This window comes from Enterobacter asburiae, assembly GCF_008080435.1.
GTDB lineage: Bacteria > Pseudomonadota > Gammaproteobacteria > Enterobacterales > Enterobacteriaceae > Enterobacter > Enterobacter asburiae_C.
Genome location: NZ_VRKN01000001.1, coordinates 30,519 through 50,391 on the forward strand (window position 1 = coordinate 30,519; position 19,873 = coordinate 50,391).

Consider the following 19,873-nt stretch of genomic DNA (forward strand, 5'->3'; position numbering starts at 1 on the left):
TTATTCGCAGGTAAGCAGAACTAATACACATCCCTTTTCTGACGTTAAATCCAGTGTCTCTTGCAGAATGCGGCTTTCACCGCTGAACAGATCCCGATAGCGCTTCCCGGCCAGTTTTTCGGGTATCGCGACCGTGGTTTTGACCCACAGTCTGTCGTTACCGGTGACATCAAAAACCAGACGCGGCACGGCAACAATCAGCGCCTCGTCGTCCTTAACGCGCGCATAAACAATCAGATTCTCCTCGCGCTCGCCGCTGACCTTAAGCGGCAGCCAGTCGCCATAGCGGAAAAGTGCGGCGTAATGCGGTCGAAGCCGTAACAGCGTGGCGGTAACGAACTGTTTGACGCTTCCGTCTCGCCAGCAGGCCGGGTTTTCAAACACCGCGGCATCCGCCGTGCTGAGGTTTTGCACCAGGGTCGGGAAATCCGGCTCCCGTCGGTTATCCGGGTCGACGAGACTAAAGTTAAGCGCCTCGCTGCCCTGATAAATATCCGGCACGCCGGGAGCCGTCAGCTTGATCACCGTCTGGCTGAGGCTGTTCATCAACCCGGCACGGATAAAGGGCTGCATGGCCTCGCTAAAATCATGCAGGAACAAGGTGTTGTCCGGCGAAAGCAGGTGCCGCGCGTAGCTCAGCACCACGCTCTCATAGCTCTCGTTGCTGTCGATCCAGTCGGTGCGCTGTTTTGCCTCGCGCAGCGCTTTCTCGAGGAAGCCGATGAAACGCGCGTCGAGTGATTTAAGCCCTTCAGCATCGTCCGGAGACAGCGTGGCGGGCCAGACGCCCGCCAGCGCCTGATAGATCATCCAGGTATCGGCGGCGTTCGGCGCGGTACCGTCATTGAGAAAACGCACCTGAGTCTGATTCATCTGCCGCCAGCGGGCCAGGTTACCGCCCCATTGTTCCGGCGCTTCCGTCAGGGTGTAAAGACGTGCCCGGGCATCTTCCCCGCGCTTGGTGTCGTGCGTGGAGGTGCCCAGCAGCGCATCAGGCTGACGGGCGAGACGAATGCGCATCTCCTGGTGAAAACGGGATAACGAAAACGCACGCGGCGTCGGGTCGGCACCCACTTCATTGAGCGCCAGCTCGAGGTTGTGGCGGAAGAACAGCGTGTCCTCCACCGACTTCGCCATCAGCGGCCCGGTAAGCTGCTGGAGGCGGGTTCTGAAAAGCGCGGCGGACTCGCGGCACGCTTCCGGCAGGTCGCCGGTAAGAATGCGCACGATCAGGCTCAGCGCCGCTTCAGACGTCTCCACGCTGGCGACCACGCGGTTGAGCAGCGCGACATCCGGCGGGGTTAATCCCTCCTGAGTGCCGTAGGTGCGGTAGACCGGAAAGGCGATAAGCAGTTCACGCAGCGCGTGGCGGATATCCTCGCGCGGCAGCGCAACTTCATTGCGGCGGGCCAGATCGTCAGCAAGGTTTAGCAGCGTGGTAAATTCACCCTCAAAATTACGATCGGTCATCAGGCCTTTGGCATCGCGCAGTTCAGCGTGCCGATCGACCGTTATTCCCAGCGTCTCCTCGTGGATTGTCTCCAGGTGCGACAGGTTAGCGTCGTCGACCAGCACTTCCGCCAGCGAGGCGATAAACTCGTAGCCGGTGGTGCCGGATACCGGCCAGTCTGCGGGCAACTGCTCTCCCTTCGCGAGAATTTTTTCAACCGTGATGTAGCAGTCAGGTCCGGTTGCCTGCCGCAGGCGCTGAAGATATCCCAGCGGATCGGCCAGGCCGTCGACGTGGTCAATGCGCAGGCCGTCCACCACGCCCGCGTGGACCAGTTCAAGAATGAGGCGGTGCGTATCGTCGAATACCGCGTCATCTTCAACCCGTACGCCTACCAGCCCGGTAATCTCAAAGAAGCGCCGCCACGAGAGCTGCTTCGGCGCTTCACGCCAGGACATCAGCCGCCAGCTTTGTGCGTCATGCAGTTCAGCGATGCTCTTATCCTCGCTGTACGTACCCGGGTTGAGCGGATACTGAGCGTCATAGTAAACCAGCGCGGCCTTTTTTGTGACAGGGTCACGTTTTAAGGTGATGGCTCCCTGCTCCAGCTCCGCCTCAAAGGTGTCCCCGAGAAACGGCAGCGTTAGCGGGCGAGACGCGTCGATATCGAAGTAGCGGAAATAGCGGCTCTGCTGGCCGTATTCAATCACGTCCCGCCACCAGGGGTTTTCCAGCGAGGTCGACATATGGTTAGGGACAATGTCGAGAATCAGCCCCATCCCGGCCTGCTTAAGCGCCGCGGCCATGCGGTCGAAACCGTCTCGTCCGCCGATCGCGGGGTCAATTTCATTTGGGTTGGTTACGTCATAGCCGTGGGTGGAACCCGCTGTGGCGGTAAACACGGGCGACGCGTAGAGGTGGCTGATACCGAGATCTTTCAGATACGGCACCAGCGCCGCAACGCGGTCAAACGTCATGCCATTACGGAACTGGATACGGTACGTGGCGGAAGGGATCATAACGATGCTTCTCCATCAGCAAAGCGAACGACAATACCGTACGGCGGTAAAACGTCAGTGACCTCCGGCCAGGCAAAGCACGTCTCACCCGCGAGATCGGGCAGCCCGACGGGCTTATTACCGATATTGAGCGCCAGAGAGAGCGTCCCCGACGGGAAGTGCCAGCTCACCGCCACCATGCCGGGCGCGGTCTTGATTACCTTGCCCTGAACGGTGCCGTCATGACGCAGAAGCGGAACGATATGGCGATGACGCAGCGTCAGCAGGTGGCGCGTGAAGCGCAGCCACGTTTTACCTTCCTCGGTGGCAATCTTATTCCAGTCGAGTTTTGAGCGAACAAAGGTATTCACGTCATTCGGATCCGGGACGGTTTCATCGTGCCCGGCGTGGCCGGTAAACTCTTTTGCGCGCCCTTTCCGCACCGCGTTTGCCAGGTCGCCGTGAAAATCGGTGAAGAACAGGAACGGATGCGTTTCACCAAACTCCTCACCCATAAACAGCAAGGGGATATGGGGAGAAAGCAGCAGTGCGGCGAGCAGCACCCGCGTCTTACCGGCACCGGCCAGGGTGATAAGACGCTCGCCCTGGGCGCGATTCCCGGTTTGATCGTGGTTCTGAATAAAATCGACGAAGAACTGAGCCGACTGCGTGTGGCACTCCACCCCACGAGATTCACCTGTTTGCAACGAAATCTCGCCCTGGTAGACAAAGCCTTCCGCCAGCGCCCGGGCGAACTTTTTCTCCGGCTCAAAGGCAAAATCCTGGTAGTACGCGTGCGTCTCGCCGGTGGCGAACACATGGGCGGCATTGTGGAAGTCATCATTCCACTCAGCGGTAAATAGCGGCGTATTGCCCTGTTCATCGCGCGGATGCAGGAAAATTACGTTGCGGCTATCTTCCGTAGTCAGGTGAACGTGACGGTACGGGATCGCCTCGCGGATCTTCTCTGCTATCTCTTCAAGAATGTGCGTATCCGAGGTGTCTTTAATCTGGTCGATGGCATCAAAACGCAGGCCATCCAGACGATATTCCGTGAGCCAGAAAAGCGGTGCGTCGGTAATATACTGCCTGACCGGCTCACGTTCGTAAGCGATGCCGTTACCCCAGGGTGTGGTGCGATCCGCATCGAAAAAACCCGGTGACAGCAGGGGCAGATAGTTTCCTTCCGGGCCAAAGTGGTTAAGCACGATATCCAGCACCACGGAAAGCCCCAGCCCGTGAGCCGCGTCGATAAACGCATGGAAATCCTCCGGCGTACCGTAGGCGGCGTGCGGGGCATAAAGCAGCACGCCGTCATACCCCCAGCCGCGGGATCCGCCAAACTGGGAGACGGGCATCACTTCAAGTTGGGTAATACCGAGCTCTGCCAGATACGGCAGCTTGTCAATGGCCGCCCGGAAGGTCCCCTCCGGGGTAAAGGTGCCAATGTGCAGTTCGTAAATAACCGTCTCTTCCCATGGCCGCCCTGCCCAGTCCCGGTTGACTGGCTGATAGCCTCGGGGATCGATCACCACGGAAGGCCCGTTAACATCCCCCTTTTGGGCGCGAGAGGCGGGATCGGGCACCGTCATGCCGTCCTGAAGAACAAATTGATATTCTGTACCGTGCATGACGCCGGGTACGTCAGCCTGAAACCAGCCGTCGCCAGATGCCATCATCGGCACGTCGGCGGCGGCCAGACGTAGCGTAAGTTCTTTTTGTCCTTCTGCCCAGACGCGAAAACGTATAACGTCATCGGAAATAAACTCAGCACCCCACTGCTTTTGAAATGTCCTGAATTCCATTCATTGTCCTCGAATGACCCACATTTTACGCGGAACGAAGTACAAGCTTAGTTCAGGATTAAAAGTGTGTTAGCCCAGCGGATTTAACCGCTTCGTCTATGCCTTCCCGGAAAAAGACGAGGTCGTCCTGTTCTGGTATTACATGCTGGCCTGGCGACGCAGCCTTCATATTTCTGTCATTGAATTTCATTACGCTTTCGGGATTTTAACCATGGTGTTGAGGAAAGAAGCGTGAATTCAATGGCTAAGGCATTACTGCTGGCATTACCTGTTTTGAGTGCAACGGCTGCGGCGACGGCCGCTGAGCGCGACCTGTGTGAACCCAAAGCGTACGAAATGGCGCTGCGCTATCAGCAGAAATCGGCAGAGATCATGGCTCTCCAGCTGCAGACGTATCGGTTTGCCACCGAGCGTTTCAACGAAAAGTTAAAAGATCTGAAAACGCCTGAAAATTACGCCGTGGTGATGGACCTGGATGAAACGGTACTGGATAACACCCCTCTGCTGGTGCGCGACACAGAGCAGTGTCACGACTATACAAAATGGGACACCTGGAGCGACTGGGAGAAACAGGGAAAACCAGGCTTAATTCCGGGTGCAAAAGCGTTTCTTGACCATGTGAATCAAAGCAACGTCCGTATCTATTATGTCTCGGACCGTATGCAGGAAAATAAAGCCGATACGCTCAGGACGTTAAAAGCCCTCGGACTTCCACAGGTGTCCGATGAAAGCGTGCTTCTGGATACGGTCAGCAAGGAAGAGCGTCGCCAGAGCATCCTTAAAAAGCAGCAGATCGTGATGCTGTTTGGCGACAGCCTGCCAGATTTCGCCGTGCAGTTTAAAAACAAAAAGCCGAGCGAACAGCAGCGTGAGCTGGTTGAGGCCAGCAAAGCGCACTTCGGAGATGACTGGATTGTGTTGCCGAATGCCGCTTATGGCTCCTGGTCCAAAGCCACGCCGGACAGCTGGAAGCCATGAATTTTGCCGGGTGGCGCTGCGCTTACCCGGCCTACGTACAGAATGTAGGCCCGTGCAAGCGTAGCGCCGCCGGGCGATACTCACATCTTCTGGGATGCTAAATCATCTTGCGCGCAGGCGTGGGTGTCGCTCTGAAGGCATTCACGGTTTTATCCATCACTACCTGAGCGTCAGTGCCTGAATCCAGCACAGTATTTTGCACTGATGCCGCTTCAATCTGGACGGTTGTCACCGTCAGCGCTTCAAGGCCGTCAGTTGCCAGTAACGCACTCACCTGCGTAGCGAAACACGCGCTGGCGTCAGCTGCGACCTCTACGACAGTGGTTTCGGTTGTGGCGACAATATGATTATCAGAAATATAATTTCCTTTACCCGACACCACCCGAATAATGACCGGTGTCGCACCAGGTGGCGTTATATATTGCGTATCAATTGTCTCGGAAATATGGTTGGCAATGACAGAATTATTATCACCATTGATATACAGCAGGCCATATAAATCATCTAACCCGTTATTGTAGTTCTGCATTGGCTCCCAGGGTTCACGCTCGCGGAAGAAATGGTTTGACGATACCAGGTTTTCAGCGCTGCCTTCTTCAATGACCAGCATACCAGGGTAAAACGAATGGAATCGGTTACTGCTGATTGAGGAGCGAACCACCCCGGAGAAATGCACGCTGCTTTTTCCGCGCGGGAATATATTGTTGGCGGTAATTAAAAGGCCGCCGAAGTTTTCAGCATAAACAGAGTAGCCTCTGTAGCCCGCACCAATCAGGTTATCGGTGATTTTCGAAGCCTGACCGGATTCACGTAACTCAATGCAATTACCACATTCCGCGATGAAGTTGTTATGGATAGCAAGGGCATCAGCATTATAAATCGTCACGCCGTGCTCAAGATAGACCAGCCCCATGCCGCTGATGCGGAAAGAGTCTTGCGCGCTGGCAATGTAAATGCCGGTCTTACCGTTAAGGTAGCTGTTCTCCGGGTCATTGCTTCCAGAACCGTCGTCAACAAAGTGCAGTCCGTCGATGCAGAAGTCAGCAAATTCGACCGAGCTTATCCGCGGGTCCCCACTGCGTGCAATATAGAATGCGGCTCCAGTAGATTCCTCAGCTCCCTCTTCGGGTGACATATCCACCAGGACACGGCTGCCACCGGGCCATAATTCATGCCAGTTTGGCCAATCACTTTCTGGGGTATTAAAGCGAATACTGGAAGACGTAAAACCATGCCCGGACCCCATGATTTTTAGATAACTAATATCAATGACAACCTGTGTCAGAAGATGATAATCGCCTGGTGGAATATAAATCACCGCGCCGGGTTTACCGCCTTCATTCACATCGGTATTTGTTTGCCGACTCTTAATATCTGCGATGATACTATTAATCACTTCACCAATATCATCATATGGATTACCTGTATTCCACTCTGTGACATCGTAATAATTATTACTGGACATGTGCAAAATCCTTCTGGTCAATTAACATTCAACAACTTTATTACTACGCGTAGGTAGGGTTTGTTTCTAATTCACGCTTAGCGAGCTCGACTTTTATTTTCTCGAGAAATGTATTATTCAGTTTAAAATAACGCACTATCCACGCGCTAAAGAAATAGCTCACCATCGGCAATAACGAAAACATCATAATAATGCCCTGGAGGGTCTGCGGATTTTGTTGAGCCTGATTCGCAACATAACCGGTCCAGGACAATATCCACGCGACAATCGCCCCGGCGACAGCCAGACCCATTTTCAGCATGAAAAGATTCCCGGCAAAAGAAATACCCGTCAGACGTTTACCAAATTTCCAGTCGCCGTAATCGTCGACGTCGGACATCATGGCCCACAGAATTGGCCCAGACTGAATCAGGTGCAGAATATTTATGACGATAAACAGAGTCAGTAGCGGCGTCAGTGAGTGCGGATCGACAAACCACAAGGCAAAGGAAAGGATGCCGAGAATAATATTGATAATGCGAAAAAGTTTAACTTTATCAAAACGATCGGTCAGGGGTTTAGCAATGACGCTGCCCAGCATATTGCAGGCCACGCCGAGAGCCATAAAGAAGGTAATAAATCCTACGGAGGCCTGCATCACATAGGTGGCATAATAGATGGTTACCGCCCCGCGAATAAATGCCGGAAAAACGTTCAGGAAGGTAATGGAGATCATCAACAACCATTGGTCATTTTTAATGATGTCGTTAAGATCCTTTCTTAAGGTGTCATTGGTCTTAATCGAGACCACGCGCTCTTTAATACTGGAAAAACAGAACAAAAACATTACTGTGGCGGCTCCCCCCATGATCAGCATGGTCAGTTGAAAGCCAGATGCCCTATTCCCGTCACCCAGCCAATCGGTTAACGGCAAAATAGAAGAAGATACAATCAGCGTTGCGAGGCCATTAAGGAAGAAGCGCCATGAAAGACAGCCCAAACGCTCTTTCTGATTAAGCGTAATAACGCCAGCAACCGAGCAGTAAGGGATATTTATCGCTGTATAAATCAACGACATAATCAGATAGGTAACCCATGCATAAATGATTTTCCCGTTCATGCTCAGGTCAGGAGTTGTGAACATCAATACCGCGCCCAGACCAAACGGTATGGCCATCCATAACAACCACGGGCGGAACTTACCCCAGCGGGTTCGGGTACGGTCACAAATTGCGCCCATAACGGGGTCGCTGAAGGCGTCAAAAACACGGATTACCAGAAAAAGGGTACCAACAATACCGGCATCAAGACCATACACGTCGGTATAAAACCAGGTCAGATATAGCGCCAGCACGCTCCAGATCATACATGAACCAGCATCGCCCATACCGTAGCCAATCTTTTCTTTCAGACTCAATCTTTCATAAGCGCTGTGTTTATCTGCGGCTGTCATATATATCCTTAAATATTGATAATAAATACAAAACAAGGTTTATCATGTGATGTCAGGGAAACATCACCCACTTCAAATTGCATGTGATTAATAAATACTTAAAGCGTAGTAATATTAAGGGTGATGCTGCTCTCACGTATGATCAAGCGAGAGTCGATTTCAACCATTTCGATACTTTCTTGTTTATTGCTATTGTTAACCATCTGAAATGCCAGATGCGCAATTTCATTTATCGGCTGTGCGATACTGGTTATTCTCTTAGTCTGCGCCAGCAATGTATTATCGAAACTTACGATAGCAATATCCTGTGGAATGCATATGCCTTTGGCATTTAGCCCATCCATAATATAGCTGGCAGCAACGTCGTTATAGATCATCAGACCCGTGCATACCGTTTTTCGGCTGGCGATCTTTACTATAATATCGTCAAGGATACTGATATGTCCTGATATTTTTTCACCTTCCCCTTTTGCTATCCAGAATTGGTTCTGTAGATTAAGGGCTATTCCTCGGCCGGTAATTTTTTTACTCCAGGCTGATACTTTACGATTGTCTACGCCCTCCTGTGCAATAAAACCTAATGCGGTATGTCCGGTCTGAATAAAATGTTCTGCAATGTTCTCCGCACCTTTGCTCTGATCAATCGACACCGAGTTAAAAAAACGGGAAACCTGTGTCACCACGGCAACCGGAATATGTGTCGCGGCAAGCCACTGTGCAAGCTCAGCTTCCGCCTCCGTAGGAACCCACAGCAAGCTGTCAATTCCCATTCCGATCAGAGTGTGAATGATCTGTTTATCCTGCTGCGGCTGGTTCTGGTGCGTTTTAACGATCACCGTTTTGCCAATGTATCGCGCTTCTTCCTCAAACGTCGCCAACAGTTCGCAGAAATGTGGGTTGACCAGATTCGGCAGCACGACGGCAATCAGGCCTGAGCATTTACCGCTCAGTTGAATCGCGCTTTTATTGGGTACATAACACAGGTAATCCATCGCATCACGCACCGCCTGACGCGTTTCGGGCACCACGCTGGGATGATTGTTCAGCACCCGCGATACGGTAGCTGTTGATACTCCAGCTTTTTTTGCGACATCTTTAATGGAAGCCATAATGATGAAATGCACCCTATAAACAGTGACGTCACTATAAAGTGTGATAGAGGTCAAAAATGTAAGCCAGTTCACATGTTGTTTTGTTACATGAATTCCGGTTCACGCTCTCATTTTTCCATTAGCGTTAACGTTGCGAAACGTCAGGCGCCGCTTTCTAACTGGACCTATCCATCCCATTTATAGGTCCTATCATTTCTGGGCAGGTTCTTATAATTTTACGAAGAAGTAAGATGAGCGCTTTCAAAGGAGACTCGTATGTTTATCGTAAAAAAACTTGCCCTGTCCACGCTGATTTCCAGTTCATTGCTTTTCTACCCTGCGCTGCAGGCGTCGGCAGAGACGCCTCAGCATGTCGTTAAACAACCGGCGGGCGGATACAGCGTTCAGGTCGGCGACGTTCTGGTCACCTCGTTTACGGACGGAACCGTCGCGCAGGATCTGCACAAGCTGCTGCGCCGGACAACGCCGCAAAAAATTGATGCGCTGCTCGCGAAAAATTTCCAGACCAACCCGGCTGAGGTGTCCATCAACGCGTTCCTGATTGCGATGCCCGGACATAAAATTCTGGTGGATACGGGCTCAGGCCAGCTCTTTGGCCCCGGCAACGGCGGACGTCTGATTGAGAGCCTCGCCACGCAGGGGATTAAACCCGAGGACATTACTGAAGTCCTGCTGACCCACGCCCACTCCGATCATGCTGGCGGCCTGGTGAAAGATGGCAAGGCGGTGTTCAGCAACGCGCGCGTTTTTATTGGCAAACCGGACGTCGACTTTTTCTTTAACGACGAGAATCAGAAAAAAACCGGCTACGGCAAGAACTACTTCACCGTCGCGCAGAAAACCTTAAAACCCTATCTTGACGCCGGTAAAGTGGTGCCGTTTAGCGGCACTTCTGAGATTCTCCCGGGGCTTACCGGCACGGTTCATCCTGGCCATACACCGGGTTCAGCCTTCTACACTCTGACAAGTAAAGGCGAGAAGATCATCTTTGTCGGCGACATCATTCATGCCGCGGCGGTCCAGTTCCCGCAGCCTGACGTGACCATTACCTACGATGAAGATCAGAACAAAGCGGCAAGCGTGCGCGAACATGCGTTTGCCGACTTTGTGAAAAATAAAGATCTGGTTGCCGCGCCCCATCTACCGTTCCCGGGAATCGGCTATGTCACCAAAGGCGAAAACGGCGGCTATGCCTGGGTCCCTGTCACCTATACCAACCGGGACGCCAGCAGCGCGAAATAAGATGACGCCCATCTCTGACATGGACATAGACCTGATCCTGACCCTGGACGCTTTGCTTCAGGACAGGAATATCACCCATGCGGCTACGCGGCTGGGCATCAGCCAGCCCGCGCTGTCCGCCCGTCTCGCGCGCCTGCGAACACTCTTTGGCGAGCCGCTGTTTATACCCTCCCCACATGGACGTGGGGTGTTACCCACGCCGAGAGCAGAAGCAATTAAGCCTCAGGTGGAGAGCGTGCTGCGCGGCATCAGCGCGATGTTTGCCCCCACCACGTTTGATGCGCCCACCAGCAGCCGGACCTTTGTTATCGCCCTGCATGAAAACCCGGCGCTGATGCTGGGCACCGGGCTGCTTAACCAGGTGAGCACCGATGCTCCCGGTATCCGCCTGCGCTTCGCCCTGCCGGAGATGGCCGAACTGCCGCAGCAGCTGGAAAACGGTGATGTCGATATCTACATCGGCGTGAGCGCCGGTGCCCATGACGGCTGGGTCAGACGCAAACTTCTCGACGACACGTTTGCCACCGCCCAGCGCAAAGGCCACCCGCGCGGGGCCGGTGCGTTAGACCTGGAAAGCTACTGCGCGCTTTCGCATCTGGTGGTGTCATCGGCGGGGGATCCGTTTACCGGCTTTGTCGATCAAACCCTGGCCGGGATCGGCTATCAGCGACACGTCGCGATGTCTACGCAGAGCTACGCCATGGCGCCTGCGCTGGTCGCCGGTACTGACCTGGTGTGCACCTTGCCGGAACGGATGCTGCAACGGTTTGCCTCCACGCTGGATATTTTTCCACCGCCGCTACCGCTCCAGCCGATTACCATTTACATGTACTGGCACCCGAAAAACAGTCAGGATCCAGCGAACACGTGGCTACGTGAACAGCTGCGGCAGGCCGCCGGACGTCAGGTACGATCGTGAATGCAATAAAAGCTACGTTAACCGTGGCCTTTGCAATCTGTCGTTACAGGGTAGGTTTGTTGCCGCTTCCCCTGCTTTCTTGTACCCTTTCACCGGTAACCCTGCCCCCACAAACTTTGAGACATCCGGACACCTATGACTGCACACATTTCTAACGATCCTTTGCATGGCGTAACGCTGGAGATGATGGTCAACGCCCTGGTGACAAAATATGGCTGGAGCGAGTTGGGCGACCGAATCAAAATTAACTGTTTCAGAAAAGATCCCAGCGTTAAATCGAGCCTGAAATTTCTGCGTCGTACCCCGTGGGCGCGCGCGGAAGTTGAAGCCCTGTATCTGGACTCCCTCAACGATGAGGTAAGCACAGAACAGGCGGCACCCGCCTTTAATCCCTGGGCTAACAGTCGGATTATTAAGAGCTAATACGCAAATGACGCGACACGTAAAACGGATTGGTGCGCTGACTGCCTGCGCACTTTTACTTGTGAGCTGCTCCTCAAAACCACCAAAATCACTGGTTACCCCTCTTCCCACCGCGAGCAAACCGACGCAGCAGGCAAACGAGCCGATGCGCGGGATTTGGCTGGCAACCGTCTCTCGTCTCGACTGGCCGCCGGTGGCCTCGGTGAATGGCCGCAGCGCTGACCAGCGCATCGCAATGCAAAAGCAGGCGCTGACCAGCAAGCTCGACAACCTCAAGCACCTCGGTATTAACACGGTGTTTTTCCAGGTGAAGCCGGACAGCACTGCCCTCTGGTCATCAAAAATTTTACCGTGGTCAGATATGCTGACGGGCAACATCGGCGAGTATCCGGGATACGATCCGCTGCAGTTTATGTTGGATGAAGCGCACAAGCGCGGCATGAAGGTCCATGCCTGGTTCAACCCGTACCGCGTGTCGACCAACACCAAACCGTCAACCATCGCCGCCCTGAACCGGACAACCTATCAGACCCCGTCCAGCGTCTATGTCCAGCACCCGGAGTGGGTGCGCATCTCGGGTGACCGTTTTGTTCTCGACCCCGGCATTCCGGAAGTGCGGGACTGGATAACCCGGGTAGTGACCGAAGTGGTGGCGAACTACGCGGTAGACGGCGTGCAGTTTGATGATTACTTTTACGCCGAATCGTCGGGATCCGCCCTCAATGACGCGCAGACCTGGCGGCAATATGGTCAGGGATTTGCCTCAAAGGCCGACTGGCGAAGGCACAACACGCAGCAGCTGATCGTCCAGGTTTCCCGCGCGATTAAACAGACCAAGCCCGACGTTGAGTTTGGCGTCAGTCCGGCGGGCGTGTGGCGTAACCGCTCCTTTGACCCGGCTGGCTCGGACACCCGTGGCGCCGCAGCCTACGATGAATCCTACGCCGATACGCGTCAGTGGGTTCAGCAGGGCCTGCTGGACTACATCGCTCCGCAAATTTACTGGCCCTTCTCCCGGGATGCCGCGCGCTACGACGTGCTGACCAAATGGTGGGCCGACGTCGTGAAGCCGACCCACACCCGTCTGTATATCGGCATTGCGTTCTACAAGGTGGGCGAGCCGTCGAGAAATGAGCCAGACTGGACGGTTCAGGGCGGCGTGCCGGAGCTGAAAAAACAGCTCGATCTCAACGATTCGCTGCCCAACGTGAATGGCACTATCCTGTTCCGGGAAGATTACCTGAACCAGCCGCAAACGCAGCAGGCGGTGAACTACCTGAAAGGACGCTGGGGCAGCTAAGTGACGCTCAGGCAGAAACGTCCTGTTTCTGCCTGTTTTTTTTACGGCTTCGGCCCGAACATTGCCTCAAGCTGTTGCGCATCCGGCATACCGACCACCTGCTGCAGTTCATTTTCCGCATTCAGATAATAGATGGCCGGCGTGGCGTTAGCGCCCAGGCTGTCCATCAGCGTCTGGTGTTTCTGCAGGATCTCTACCGTTTCGCGGGAAGACTCGCCGTCAGGCTTGGGTAATTTTTTCCCACCGGAAAGCTCGTATTCACGCCAGGCCGAGACCGGATCTTTCGCATTCAGAATCGCTGAGGCGTTACGTCCGCTGTTGGGGTTGAGAAACGCCACCAACAGCGTGTTGAGCTGAACCTTGCCCGCCGTCACCCACGGCTGAGCCTCTGACCAGAACTGCTTGCAGTACGGACAGAACGGATCGGCGAAGACAAAGACTTTACGCGGAGCGTTATCCACCCCTTCCTTCAGGGGATGCGCCGCGTTGAGTTTTTTCCACATCTCGCGTCCCATCGGGGCGTAGATCTCTTTCTGGAAATAGCCCTCGCTGAGGTTTTTTCCTTTGTCATCGTACAGATAGCCTGAGATAACGTGCTTGCCGTCCGGCGTTAAAAAGAGCGTCACGCCCATATCCTGATACTGCCCCAGCCATGCAGGCGCACCGCCGGGTGCATCCAGTTTCTTAATGATTTTAATGTTCTGCTGCTCGCTGAAGTGCTTAACCACATCCGGTATGGCATCAGCCGCCTGTACCAGCCCTGACGTCGCCAGCGCTGAAAGTAACAGTAATTTTTTCATTTCCCTCTCCGGTTTTTCGGGGGCATTCCGCCCCCTTCAGGTTAGCGGTTTTTCAGTGCATCACTGACCATTTCATCGAACTGCTCAAACGGAACCCAGCCGGGCAGCAATCCCTCGCCGATTAGCGTGGCAGGCGTGCCCTGGATCCCCATTTTTTCCGCAACGATCAGGCTGCGCTTAATTGTCATCAGACTCTCCTCATCCGGCGTCGTGACGCTCACGCCTGCCCGCTTCTGCGCCTCCTGAATGCTGGCGTCATCGTGGTACCCCTTCCTGGCCATCAGGGTATGGTTCAGTTTCATAAACTGCCCGGGCTCCTGACGCCAGAGCGTTAACGCATCCCGCGCGGCGGTCAGCGAACTTTCCGATCGGAAAGGCAAAAACTTAAAGACCACCGCCACATCCGGATGCTTTTCGACGATTTTCTCCAGGTACGGATCGAATTTTTTACAGTACGGACAGTTGTAGTCGGTAAACACCACCAGGGTGAGCTTTGGATTTTTCGCGCCGATGCGTGGGGAGTTCGGATCGTTAAACAGGAAATCAGCGATCATCTTCTGCGCACGTTGTTCCTGGTCCGGCGTCAGCGGCTGGGCAGCGAACACCTGAAGCGGGGCCAGCAGGAGCAGAAGCGTAATAAAGAGTTTTTTCATCATACCGTTAGCCTTTTGCATTGTTCAGGGTGGCGATCAGGGTGCGCTTGTCCAGCAGCGGTGAGAGGATTTCCCCCTCAGGCAGACCGGGGCCATACACCGCGTTAAACGGAATGGCGTAACGGTTTCGCTTCGCCAGAAAATCCGCGATAAACGCGGACTGTTGGCTCCAGTCTCCGCGCAGGGCCACCACGTCCGGCTGACGTAGCGCGGCAATGATGTCCGGCTGATTCAGTACCCGATGCTCGTTAACTTTGCAGGTCACACACCAGTCCGCAGAGATATCCACAAACACCCGTTTCCCCTGCGCCAGCGCCTGCAGGATGGCTTCCTCGCTGAGCGGCTGCCACGGGATGGTCTGAGCGACATTTTGTGCTGGAGAGTCAGGCGGCGAGTTAAGCAACCCGCGCAGCTGATACCCGCCAAACGCCGACAGCGCGATGACCACAACCCAGAACAATGGTGAGGATTTTTGCCCTTTCAGCGCGAAAAGCGCCAGCGCGACGGCGATCAGCACCAGCATCACCATCTGGCTGACAGACTCGCCCAGATGCACGCTCAACAATGTTGCCAGCCAAAGGCTGGAGGCCAGCATCATCAGGCCCAGGATCACTTTTAGCGTGTTCATCCAGCGGCCGGGTTTTGGCAGCAGCAAGGCCGTTCTTGGCACCAGGGCGACAAACAGCCACGGCAGACTCATGCCCACGCCGAGCATCAGGAAGATAAGCCACAGGGAGTGCAGCGGCGCGCCAAGGGCAAAGGCAACTGCGGTACCGAGGAACGGCGCGGAGCACGGCGTGGCCAGCAGCGTGGCGAACATCCCTTCGCAGAAACTGCCGCCAAGCCCCGCGCCTCCTGCTGTTGCCAGCCGTCCCGTGGCGACGGAAGGCAGCAGCATCTCAAACACGCCAAACAGGTTAAGCGCAAACAGGAAGGTGACGACGACCATCAGGCCGATAAACCACGGGTTCTGGAACTGAATGCCCCACCCCAGCGACGCCCCGGCCAGCTTAAGCGCGGTTACCATTCCCGCCAGCAGCATAAAGGAGGTGAGGATCCCGGCGCTGGTGGCCAGAAAGCGCAGCCTGATCGCGCGCCTGTCCGATCCCGCCTGCAGGATGCTGTTAAGCTTCATCCCCATGACCGGCAGCACGCAGGGCATCAGGTTGAGGATCAACCCGCCCAGCAGCGCAAAGAGCACCATTTTGCCCGTCCCTTCAGGCGCAGAAGGTGCATCAGGCGTCGCGCCAACGGTCATAGTGGTTTGCTGCGCGTTATCGCCACTGGTCAGCACAAACGACAGCGTCTTGCCTTCCAGCGAGGCGGGTTTGTCTCCCCATTCGTCGGTCACGGGTACCGTCACCCGAAGCGTATTGCCGTCGTGTTTAATAACAGGCTCGCCGGGAAGAATGTCACCCTCCAGCGGGTCAAAGTAGATCCCCGGATTATCCCACTTCCCGTCCGTCGTGCCGGTAATCACCAGTTTGTCGCCAGAGAGCCAGGCGGAAAGATCCGTGGATAGGCCTGACGTACCGGGCACGGCGCGCATCGCTTGCTCGAACTCGCTACGGAAGTCCTCATCCACCGGCTGGGTAAAATCGAGGTGCAGCGGGTAGTCCGTCAGCAGACAGACGTTGCTGCAGGTAGAGAGCGTGAGCATCCCGTCGAGCGTATCGCCCTTCACCCGGTCGAGCGTAATCGGGATAGTGACCTTATCGTGATAGCCCTGCGTCGTCATGCCGGAGATATCGAAGCGCGACGGGACCGGCCAGGACCAGCTATCCGTCACGCCTTCCGGCCAACTGATTTTCGGCGCCACGCCGCCCTCGCCCGGCGATCGCCAGTAGGTTTTCCAGCCGGGCTTCAGCTCAACGGTGAGCAGGCCTTTAATGTGCGTTTGCTCCCTCTCCGCCTGAAAGCGGATGCGGGCGTGATCGTTTTGTGGGGACACCAGCCAGCCTGTGTCCGCCGCATGGACAATGCCAATGCAGGACAGCCACAGGAAGACGAATCCCCTGAAGAGGTTAACCATGTTGTACTCCGTGAACAGTGAAAAATTATCGTGCGGTGACGATGATTTTCATTCACGGAAAACGCAGTTTTTAAGGTGTATTCGGGGAGGCGGCGCCTGAACGGGCTGTTCCATGGGAGCCAATGCCCGCCCCTGGGTAAACAGCTGCAACAGCGCGAAGAAGATGATAATGGCCGGTAGCGCACCGTCGAAGAACAGCGGCTGGGCACAAAGCAGCGAGTGTGCGCCCAGCTGACAAGGCGACGGGCCGGGCTGTTCAGTGTTGCTTTGAGCCGGGGCATCTGCCATCAGGGACGTCTGCGGATCCAGTCCTTGTAAAAAATGGTTGAGCATCACCGCACGCTGCACGAGACAAAGTGCCATCGCGAGACAGGTGACGATCAAAAGCCATTTTCCGAGGAGCTGACGGTTGCGCATAACATTCCAGAGTGACAAGACGCCCCGATCATAAACGATAGTGATGAATCTACAAGTGCCGGAAGTGTAAGGTTTTGTCTGTCGCCGCTATTCCCCCGTCAGCGCGTCATAGACGTCCCGCAGCCGCGTGCGCAGAAACAGCACCGCCTTGTGCTTGCGGGATAACAGCGCCTGTTCGCTGGCTCCGCTCTCCTCTGCCAGCATTTTAATGCTGTAGCCGTGGAGTTCGGTCTTTTCAAATACCTCGCGCTGCGGCGGTGGCAGTTCAGACAACGCCTGCCCCAGCTCTTCCCACAGCAGCGTTTTGAGGTACTCCTCTTCCGGCGTGTGCGATACGCCGAACAGGGTTTCGGCCAGCTCGTCTTCCGGGAAACCCTCTTCATCTTCACCCGTAAAATAGCCGGAGAGTGAAACCTCGCGCTTTTTACGCGCCCGGTCGGTCATCTCGTTACGCGCCGCACGAAACAGCCAGGCGGCGACGTTTTCGACCGGCTGTTCCACTTTCATCAGCTGATACGTGACTTCCTGCAAAATGTCGTCGGCATCATCGCGAACGGACGTCCGTCCGCGAATGAAGGCTTTCAGCCGGGCGCGGCAGGCATTGAGCGCCGACATCAGCATAGATTCGCCCGCCTCCCCGGCTTTCATTTCACTCACTCTGCTTCCGGCGCTTTTGGCGTGGCGTCGTCGCGCTTATCGTCACGATGACCGTGCCAGCCGCAGTGCCCGCGACCGTGGCGACCAAACCCTTCGCGACGCTGCTGAATAAACGCCTCGCGCTGTTCGGGCGTCATGTTCATCCAGCGCTCGTGCATCCGGCGGTGCGCGCCAAACATCCCGGGACGGAAACCCAACCCGCCAAACAGAATGCGGCTCAGTACCAGAATGCCCAACGCCTGCCAGAATCCGATGGCTTTCACGCCGAGGATGGCCGGGAGTAAGGCGTTCCACAGGGTCATCACCAGCAGGCCGAGCACAATGAAAATGACCGCGCCGATAACTAAACCCTTGCCCATACGGTGGCGCCCGAATCCGCGCCCGTGACCTCTGCCGTGCATATCAAAATCTCTCATGGTGTTTACCTCGTTTACAGTAACTGATTATGGCTTGTGATGAGGTAGACGGATGAGGGAGGGAAATATTGCTGGGGTGAATGAAATAATGACTCTGGCCGCACATTCGCGGTTATTGCCCGGCGGCGCTGACGCTTGCGCGGGCCTACAGGTTTCGTAGGCCGGGTAAGCGTCAGCGCCACCCGGCACATGTCAAAACCTTACGCCTGCACCGGCAAACTAAAACTCGAAATACTCCGCGAAAGCTGCTGCGCCTGCTCTTCCAGCGATGCCGCCGCTGCCGCAGACTGCTGCACCAGCGCGGCGTTCTGCTGGGTCACACCGTCCATCTCGGTCACCGCCTGCCCGACCTGGCTGATCCCGCGGCTCTGCTCTTCGGAGGCGACGGAGATCTGCTCCATCAGCGTATTCACTTTATTCACCGATGAAATAATCGAGTCAATCACCTCGCCTGAGCGGCTGACCAGCTCCGCACCGTTTTTCACGCTGGAAACCGACTGCGCAATCAGGCTTTCGATGTCTTTCGCCGCCACCGCGCTTTTCTGCGCCAGGGTGCGTACTTCACTGGCCACGACCGCAAAGCCGCGGCCTTGCGTGCCAGCGCGCGCCGCTTCAACCGCCGCGTTCAGCGCCAGAATGTTGGTCTGGAAGGCGATGCTGTTAATCACGCTGGTAATGTCTTCGATGCGCTTCGAGTTCGCCGCGATGGTATTCATCGTGTCAATCACTTCACGGGTCACCGCTTCACCGGTGTGGGCATTTTTCACCGCGTCCTGCACCAGTTTTCCGGCCTGATAGACGTTGTCGGTATTGTTCGCCACCGTCGCGCTCAGCTCTTCCATGCTCGCCGCCGTCTGGGTCAACGCGGAGGCCTGCTGCTCGGTACGTGACGCCAGGTCGATATTCCCGGAGGCAATTTCCTGCGCCGCGTGCGTCACGGTATGGCTCGCATCGCGCACCTGGGCGATGGTCGCCAGCAGTGCCTGACGCATCTGCTCCATCGAGCTCATCAGATGATCGATTTCGTTACCGGAACGTCCTTTCACCGGCACCGGAATGTCCAGCTTGCCTGCCGCAATCTGGCTGCAGTGCTCGCGTGCCAGGTTGACCGGCGCAAAGACAAAGCGCTTCATCAGCAGGCTGACGGCGACAATCACCACCACAAACAGGCTGGCGATAGCGGCAATGATCGCCAGGCCAGAGACGAAGTTACTGCTCGCATCTTCGTTCAGGCTTTTGGCGTATTTCTGGTGGACGGAAAGGACCTGGTCAAGAACGATTTCATACTGGCGGTCGAGGCGGGAGACTTCCGGGATCAGGGCGTTAAATTTGGCGACATCGTGCGCCTCGGCGGCATCGATCAGCGGCGTCAGCCCCTGGTTGCGGTAGTTCTGCCAGGCGTCCTGATAGGCAGTCACCAGCGGCGCTTCATCCGTCAGACGCGGCGAAGCCATAAAGGCCGCAAAGGCGTGGTCCGCTTTGGTCAGCGCCTCTTTCACGGCGGTAAGCTTTGCAGCCCCGTCTGCCGCGTTGCCCGCTTCCACCATCTTCACATACTCCATCACCCTGACGCGCAGCGTACGGCTATGGTTGATAGGGTCAATAATGGACAGCACAACCTGGATCTCTTTGTTGACGTTATCCAGGGAATTATTACTTTTAATGATGAGGCCAACGCTGGTGACAGTGCTGACAATAAAGAAGAAAAGTAGTGAGAACAGGACTATCAGGGACGACTTTTTCAACGACATAAACCAATACCTCAAGGAAAATT

The 19,873-nt window shown here is 55.4% G+C and carries 17 protein-coding genes; 5 read left to right on the forward strand and 12 right to left on the reverse strand.

Annotated elements, in window-relative coordinates:
- Both treY and treZ read right to left on the reverse strand, forming a co-directional pair.
- A complete protein-coding gene (gene treY / locus FU672_RS00155; RefSeq protein WP_148241681.1) occupies positions 1–2,469 on the reverse strand; it encodes a malto-oligosyltrehalose synthase in 2,469 nt (822 codons plus the stop codon).
- Complete coding sequence (gene treZ / locus FU672_RS00160; protein ID WP_148241682.1) at positions 2,466–4,253, reverse strand: malto-oligosyltrehalose trehalohydrolase; 1,788 nt, start codon at positions 4,251–4,253, stop codon at positions 2,466–2,468. The genes treY and treZ overlap by 4 nt, the downstream gene beginning before the upstream one ends.
- A gap of 231 nt (positions 4,254–4,484) precedes the next feature.
- Between treZ and FU672_RS00165 the strand changes: the two genes are divergently transcribed.
- Positions 4,485–5,231, forward strand: a complete 747-nt coding sequence (locus tag FU672_RS00165) for a 5'-nucleotidase, lipoprotein e(P4) family (RefSeq protein WP_148241683.1) — start codon at positions 4,485–4,487, stop codon at positions 5,229–5,231.
- Positions 5,232–5,328: 97 nt separating this feature from the next.
- Here FU672_RS00165 and FU672_RS00170 read toward each other — a convergent pair whose 3' ends face one another.
- From FU672_RS00170 to FU672_RS00180, 3 genes are all read right to left on the reverse strand, one after another.
- Positions 5,329–6,696 carry a NosD domain-containing protein gene (locus FU672_RS00170; protein ID WP_148241684.1) on the reverse strand — a complete coding sequence of 456 codons (1,368 nt, stop codon included), beginning with the start codon at positions 6,694–6,696 and terminating at the stop codon, positions 5,329–5,331.
- 43 nt (positions 6,697–6,739) lie between these two features.
- Positions 6,740–8,128: a glycoside-pentoside-hexuronide (GPH):cation symporter gene (locus FU672_RS00175; protein WP_410053317.1), complete on the reverse strand. Its 1,389-nt coding sequence runs from the start codon at positions 8,126–8,128 to the stop codon at positions 6,740–6,742.
- Positions 8,129–8,226: 98 nt separating this feature from the next.
- Positions 8,227–9,237: a LacI family DNA-binding transcriptional regulator gene (locus tag FU672_RS00180; RefSeq protein ID WP_148241685.1), complete on the reverse strand. Its 1,011-nt coding sequence runs from the start codon at positions 9,235–9,237 to the stop codon at positions 8,227–8,229.
- Positions 9,238–9,495: 258 nt separating this feature from the next.
- Between FU672_RS00180 and FU672_RS00185 the strand changes: the two genes are divergently transcribed.
- From FU672_RS00185 to FU672_RS00200, 4 genes are all read left to right on the forward strand, one after another.
- Complete coding sequence (locus FU672_RS00185) at positions 9,496–10,482, forward strand: MBL fold metallo-hydrolase (RefSeq protein ID WP_148241686.1); 987 nt, start codon at positions 9,496–9,498, stop codon at positions 10,480–10,482.
- Position 10,483: 1 nt separating this feature from the next.
- The gene (locus tag FU672_RS00190) at positions 10,484–11,401 is read left to right on the forward strand and encodes a LysR family transcriptional regulator (protein ID WP_148241687.1); all 918 of its coding nucleotides are present in this window, start codon (positions 10,484–10,486) and stop codon (positions 11,399–11,401) included.
- A 135-nt stretch (positions 11,402–11,536) separates the two neighbouring features.
- The gene (locus tag FU672_RS00195; protein WP_148241688.1) at positions 11,537–11,824 is read left to right on the forward strand and encodes a VF530 family protein; all 288 of its coding nucleotides are present in this window, start codon (positions 11,537–11,539) and stop codon (positions 11,822–11,824) included.
- Between the two features lie 7 nt (positions 11,825–11,831).
- A complete protein-coding gene (locus FU672_RS00200) occupies positions 11,832–13,124 on the forward strand; it encodes a glycoside hydrolase family 10-like protein (protein ID WP_148241689.1) in 1,293 nt (430 codons plus the stop codon).
- Between the two features lie 41 nt (positions 13,125–13,165).
- Here the strand turns inward: FU672_RS00200 and dsbG are convergent, their stop codons facing one another.
- The 7 genes from dsbG to FU672_RS00235 form a co-directional block, all read right to left on the reverse strand.
- Positions 13,166–13,924, reverse strand: coding sequence for a thiol:disulfide interchange protein DsbG (dsbG, locus tag FU672_RS00205; RefSeq protein WP_148241690.1), 759 nt, complete (start codon positions 13,922–13,924; stop codon positions 13,166–13,168).
- Between the two features lie 41 nt (positions 13,925–13,965).
- Positions 13,966–14,577: a DsbA family protein gene (locus FU672_RS00210; protein ID WP_148242112.1), complete on the reverse strand. Its 612-nt coding sequence runs from the start codon at positions 14,575–14,577 to the stop codon at positions 13,966–13,968.
- Between the two features lie 7 nt (positions 14,578–14,584).
- Positions 14,585–16,609 (reverse strand): protein-disulfide reductase DsbD family protein, encoded by a 2,025-nt coding sequence (locus tag FU672_RS00215; RefSeq protein WP_148241691.1) that lies wholly within the window; start codon positions 16,607–16,609, stop codon positions 14,585–14,587.
- Between the two features lie 48 nt (positions 16,610–16,657).
- Positions 16,658–17,026, reverse strand: a complete 369-nt coding sequence (locus tag FU672_RS00220; protein WP_148241692.1) for a hypothetical protein — start codon at positions 17,024–17,026, stop codon at positions 16,658–16,660.
- A gap of 87 nt (positions 17,027–17,113) precedes the next feature.
- A complete protein-coding gene (locus FU672_RS00225) occupies positions 17,114–17,674 on the reverse strand; it encodes an RNA polymerase sigma factor (RefSeq protein WP_148242113.1) in 561 nt (186 codons plus the stop codon).
- Between the two features lie 5 nt (positions 17,675–17,679).
- Positions 17,680–18,099 carry a hypothetical protein gene (locus FU672_RS00230; RefSeq protein WP_024909528.1) on the reverse strand — a complete coding sequence of 140 codons (420 nt, stop codon included), beginning with the start codon at positions 18,097–18,099 and terminating at the stop codon, positions 17,680–17,682.
- Between the two features lie 200 nt (positions 18,100–18,299).
- On the reverse strand, positions 18,300–19,850 hold the full coding sequence (locus tag FU672_RS00235) for a methyl-accepting chemotaxis protein (protein ID WP_148241693.1): 1,551 nt from the start codon (positions 19,848–19,850) through the stop codon (positions 18,300–18,302).
- Positions 19,851–19,873 lie beyond the last annotated feature (23 nt).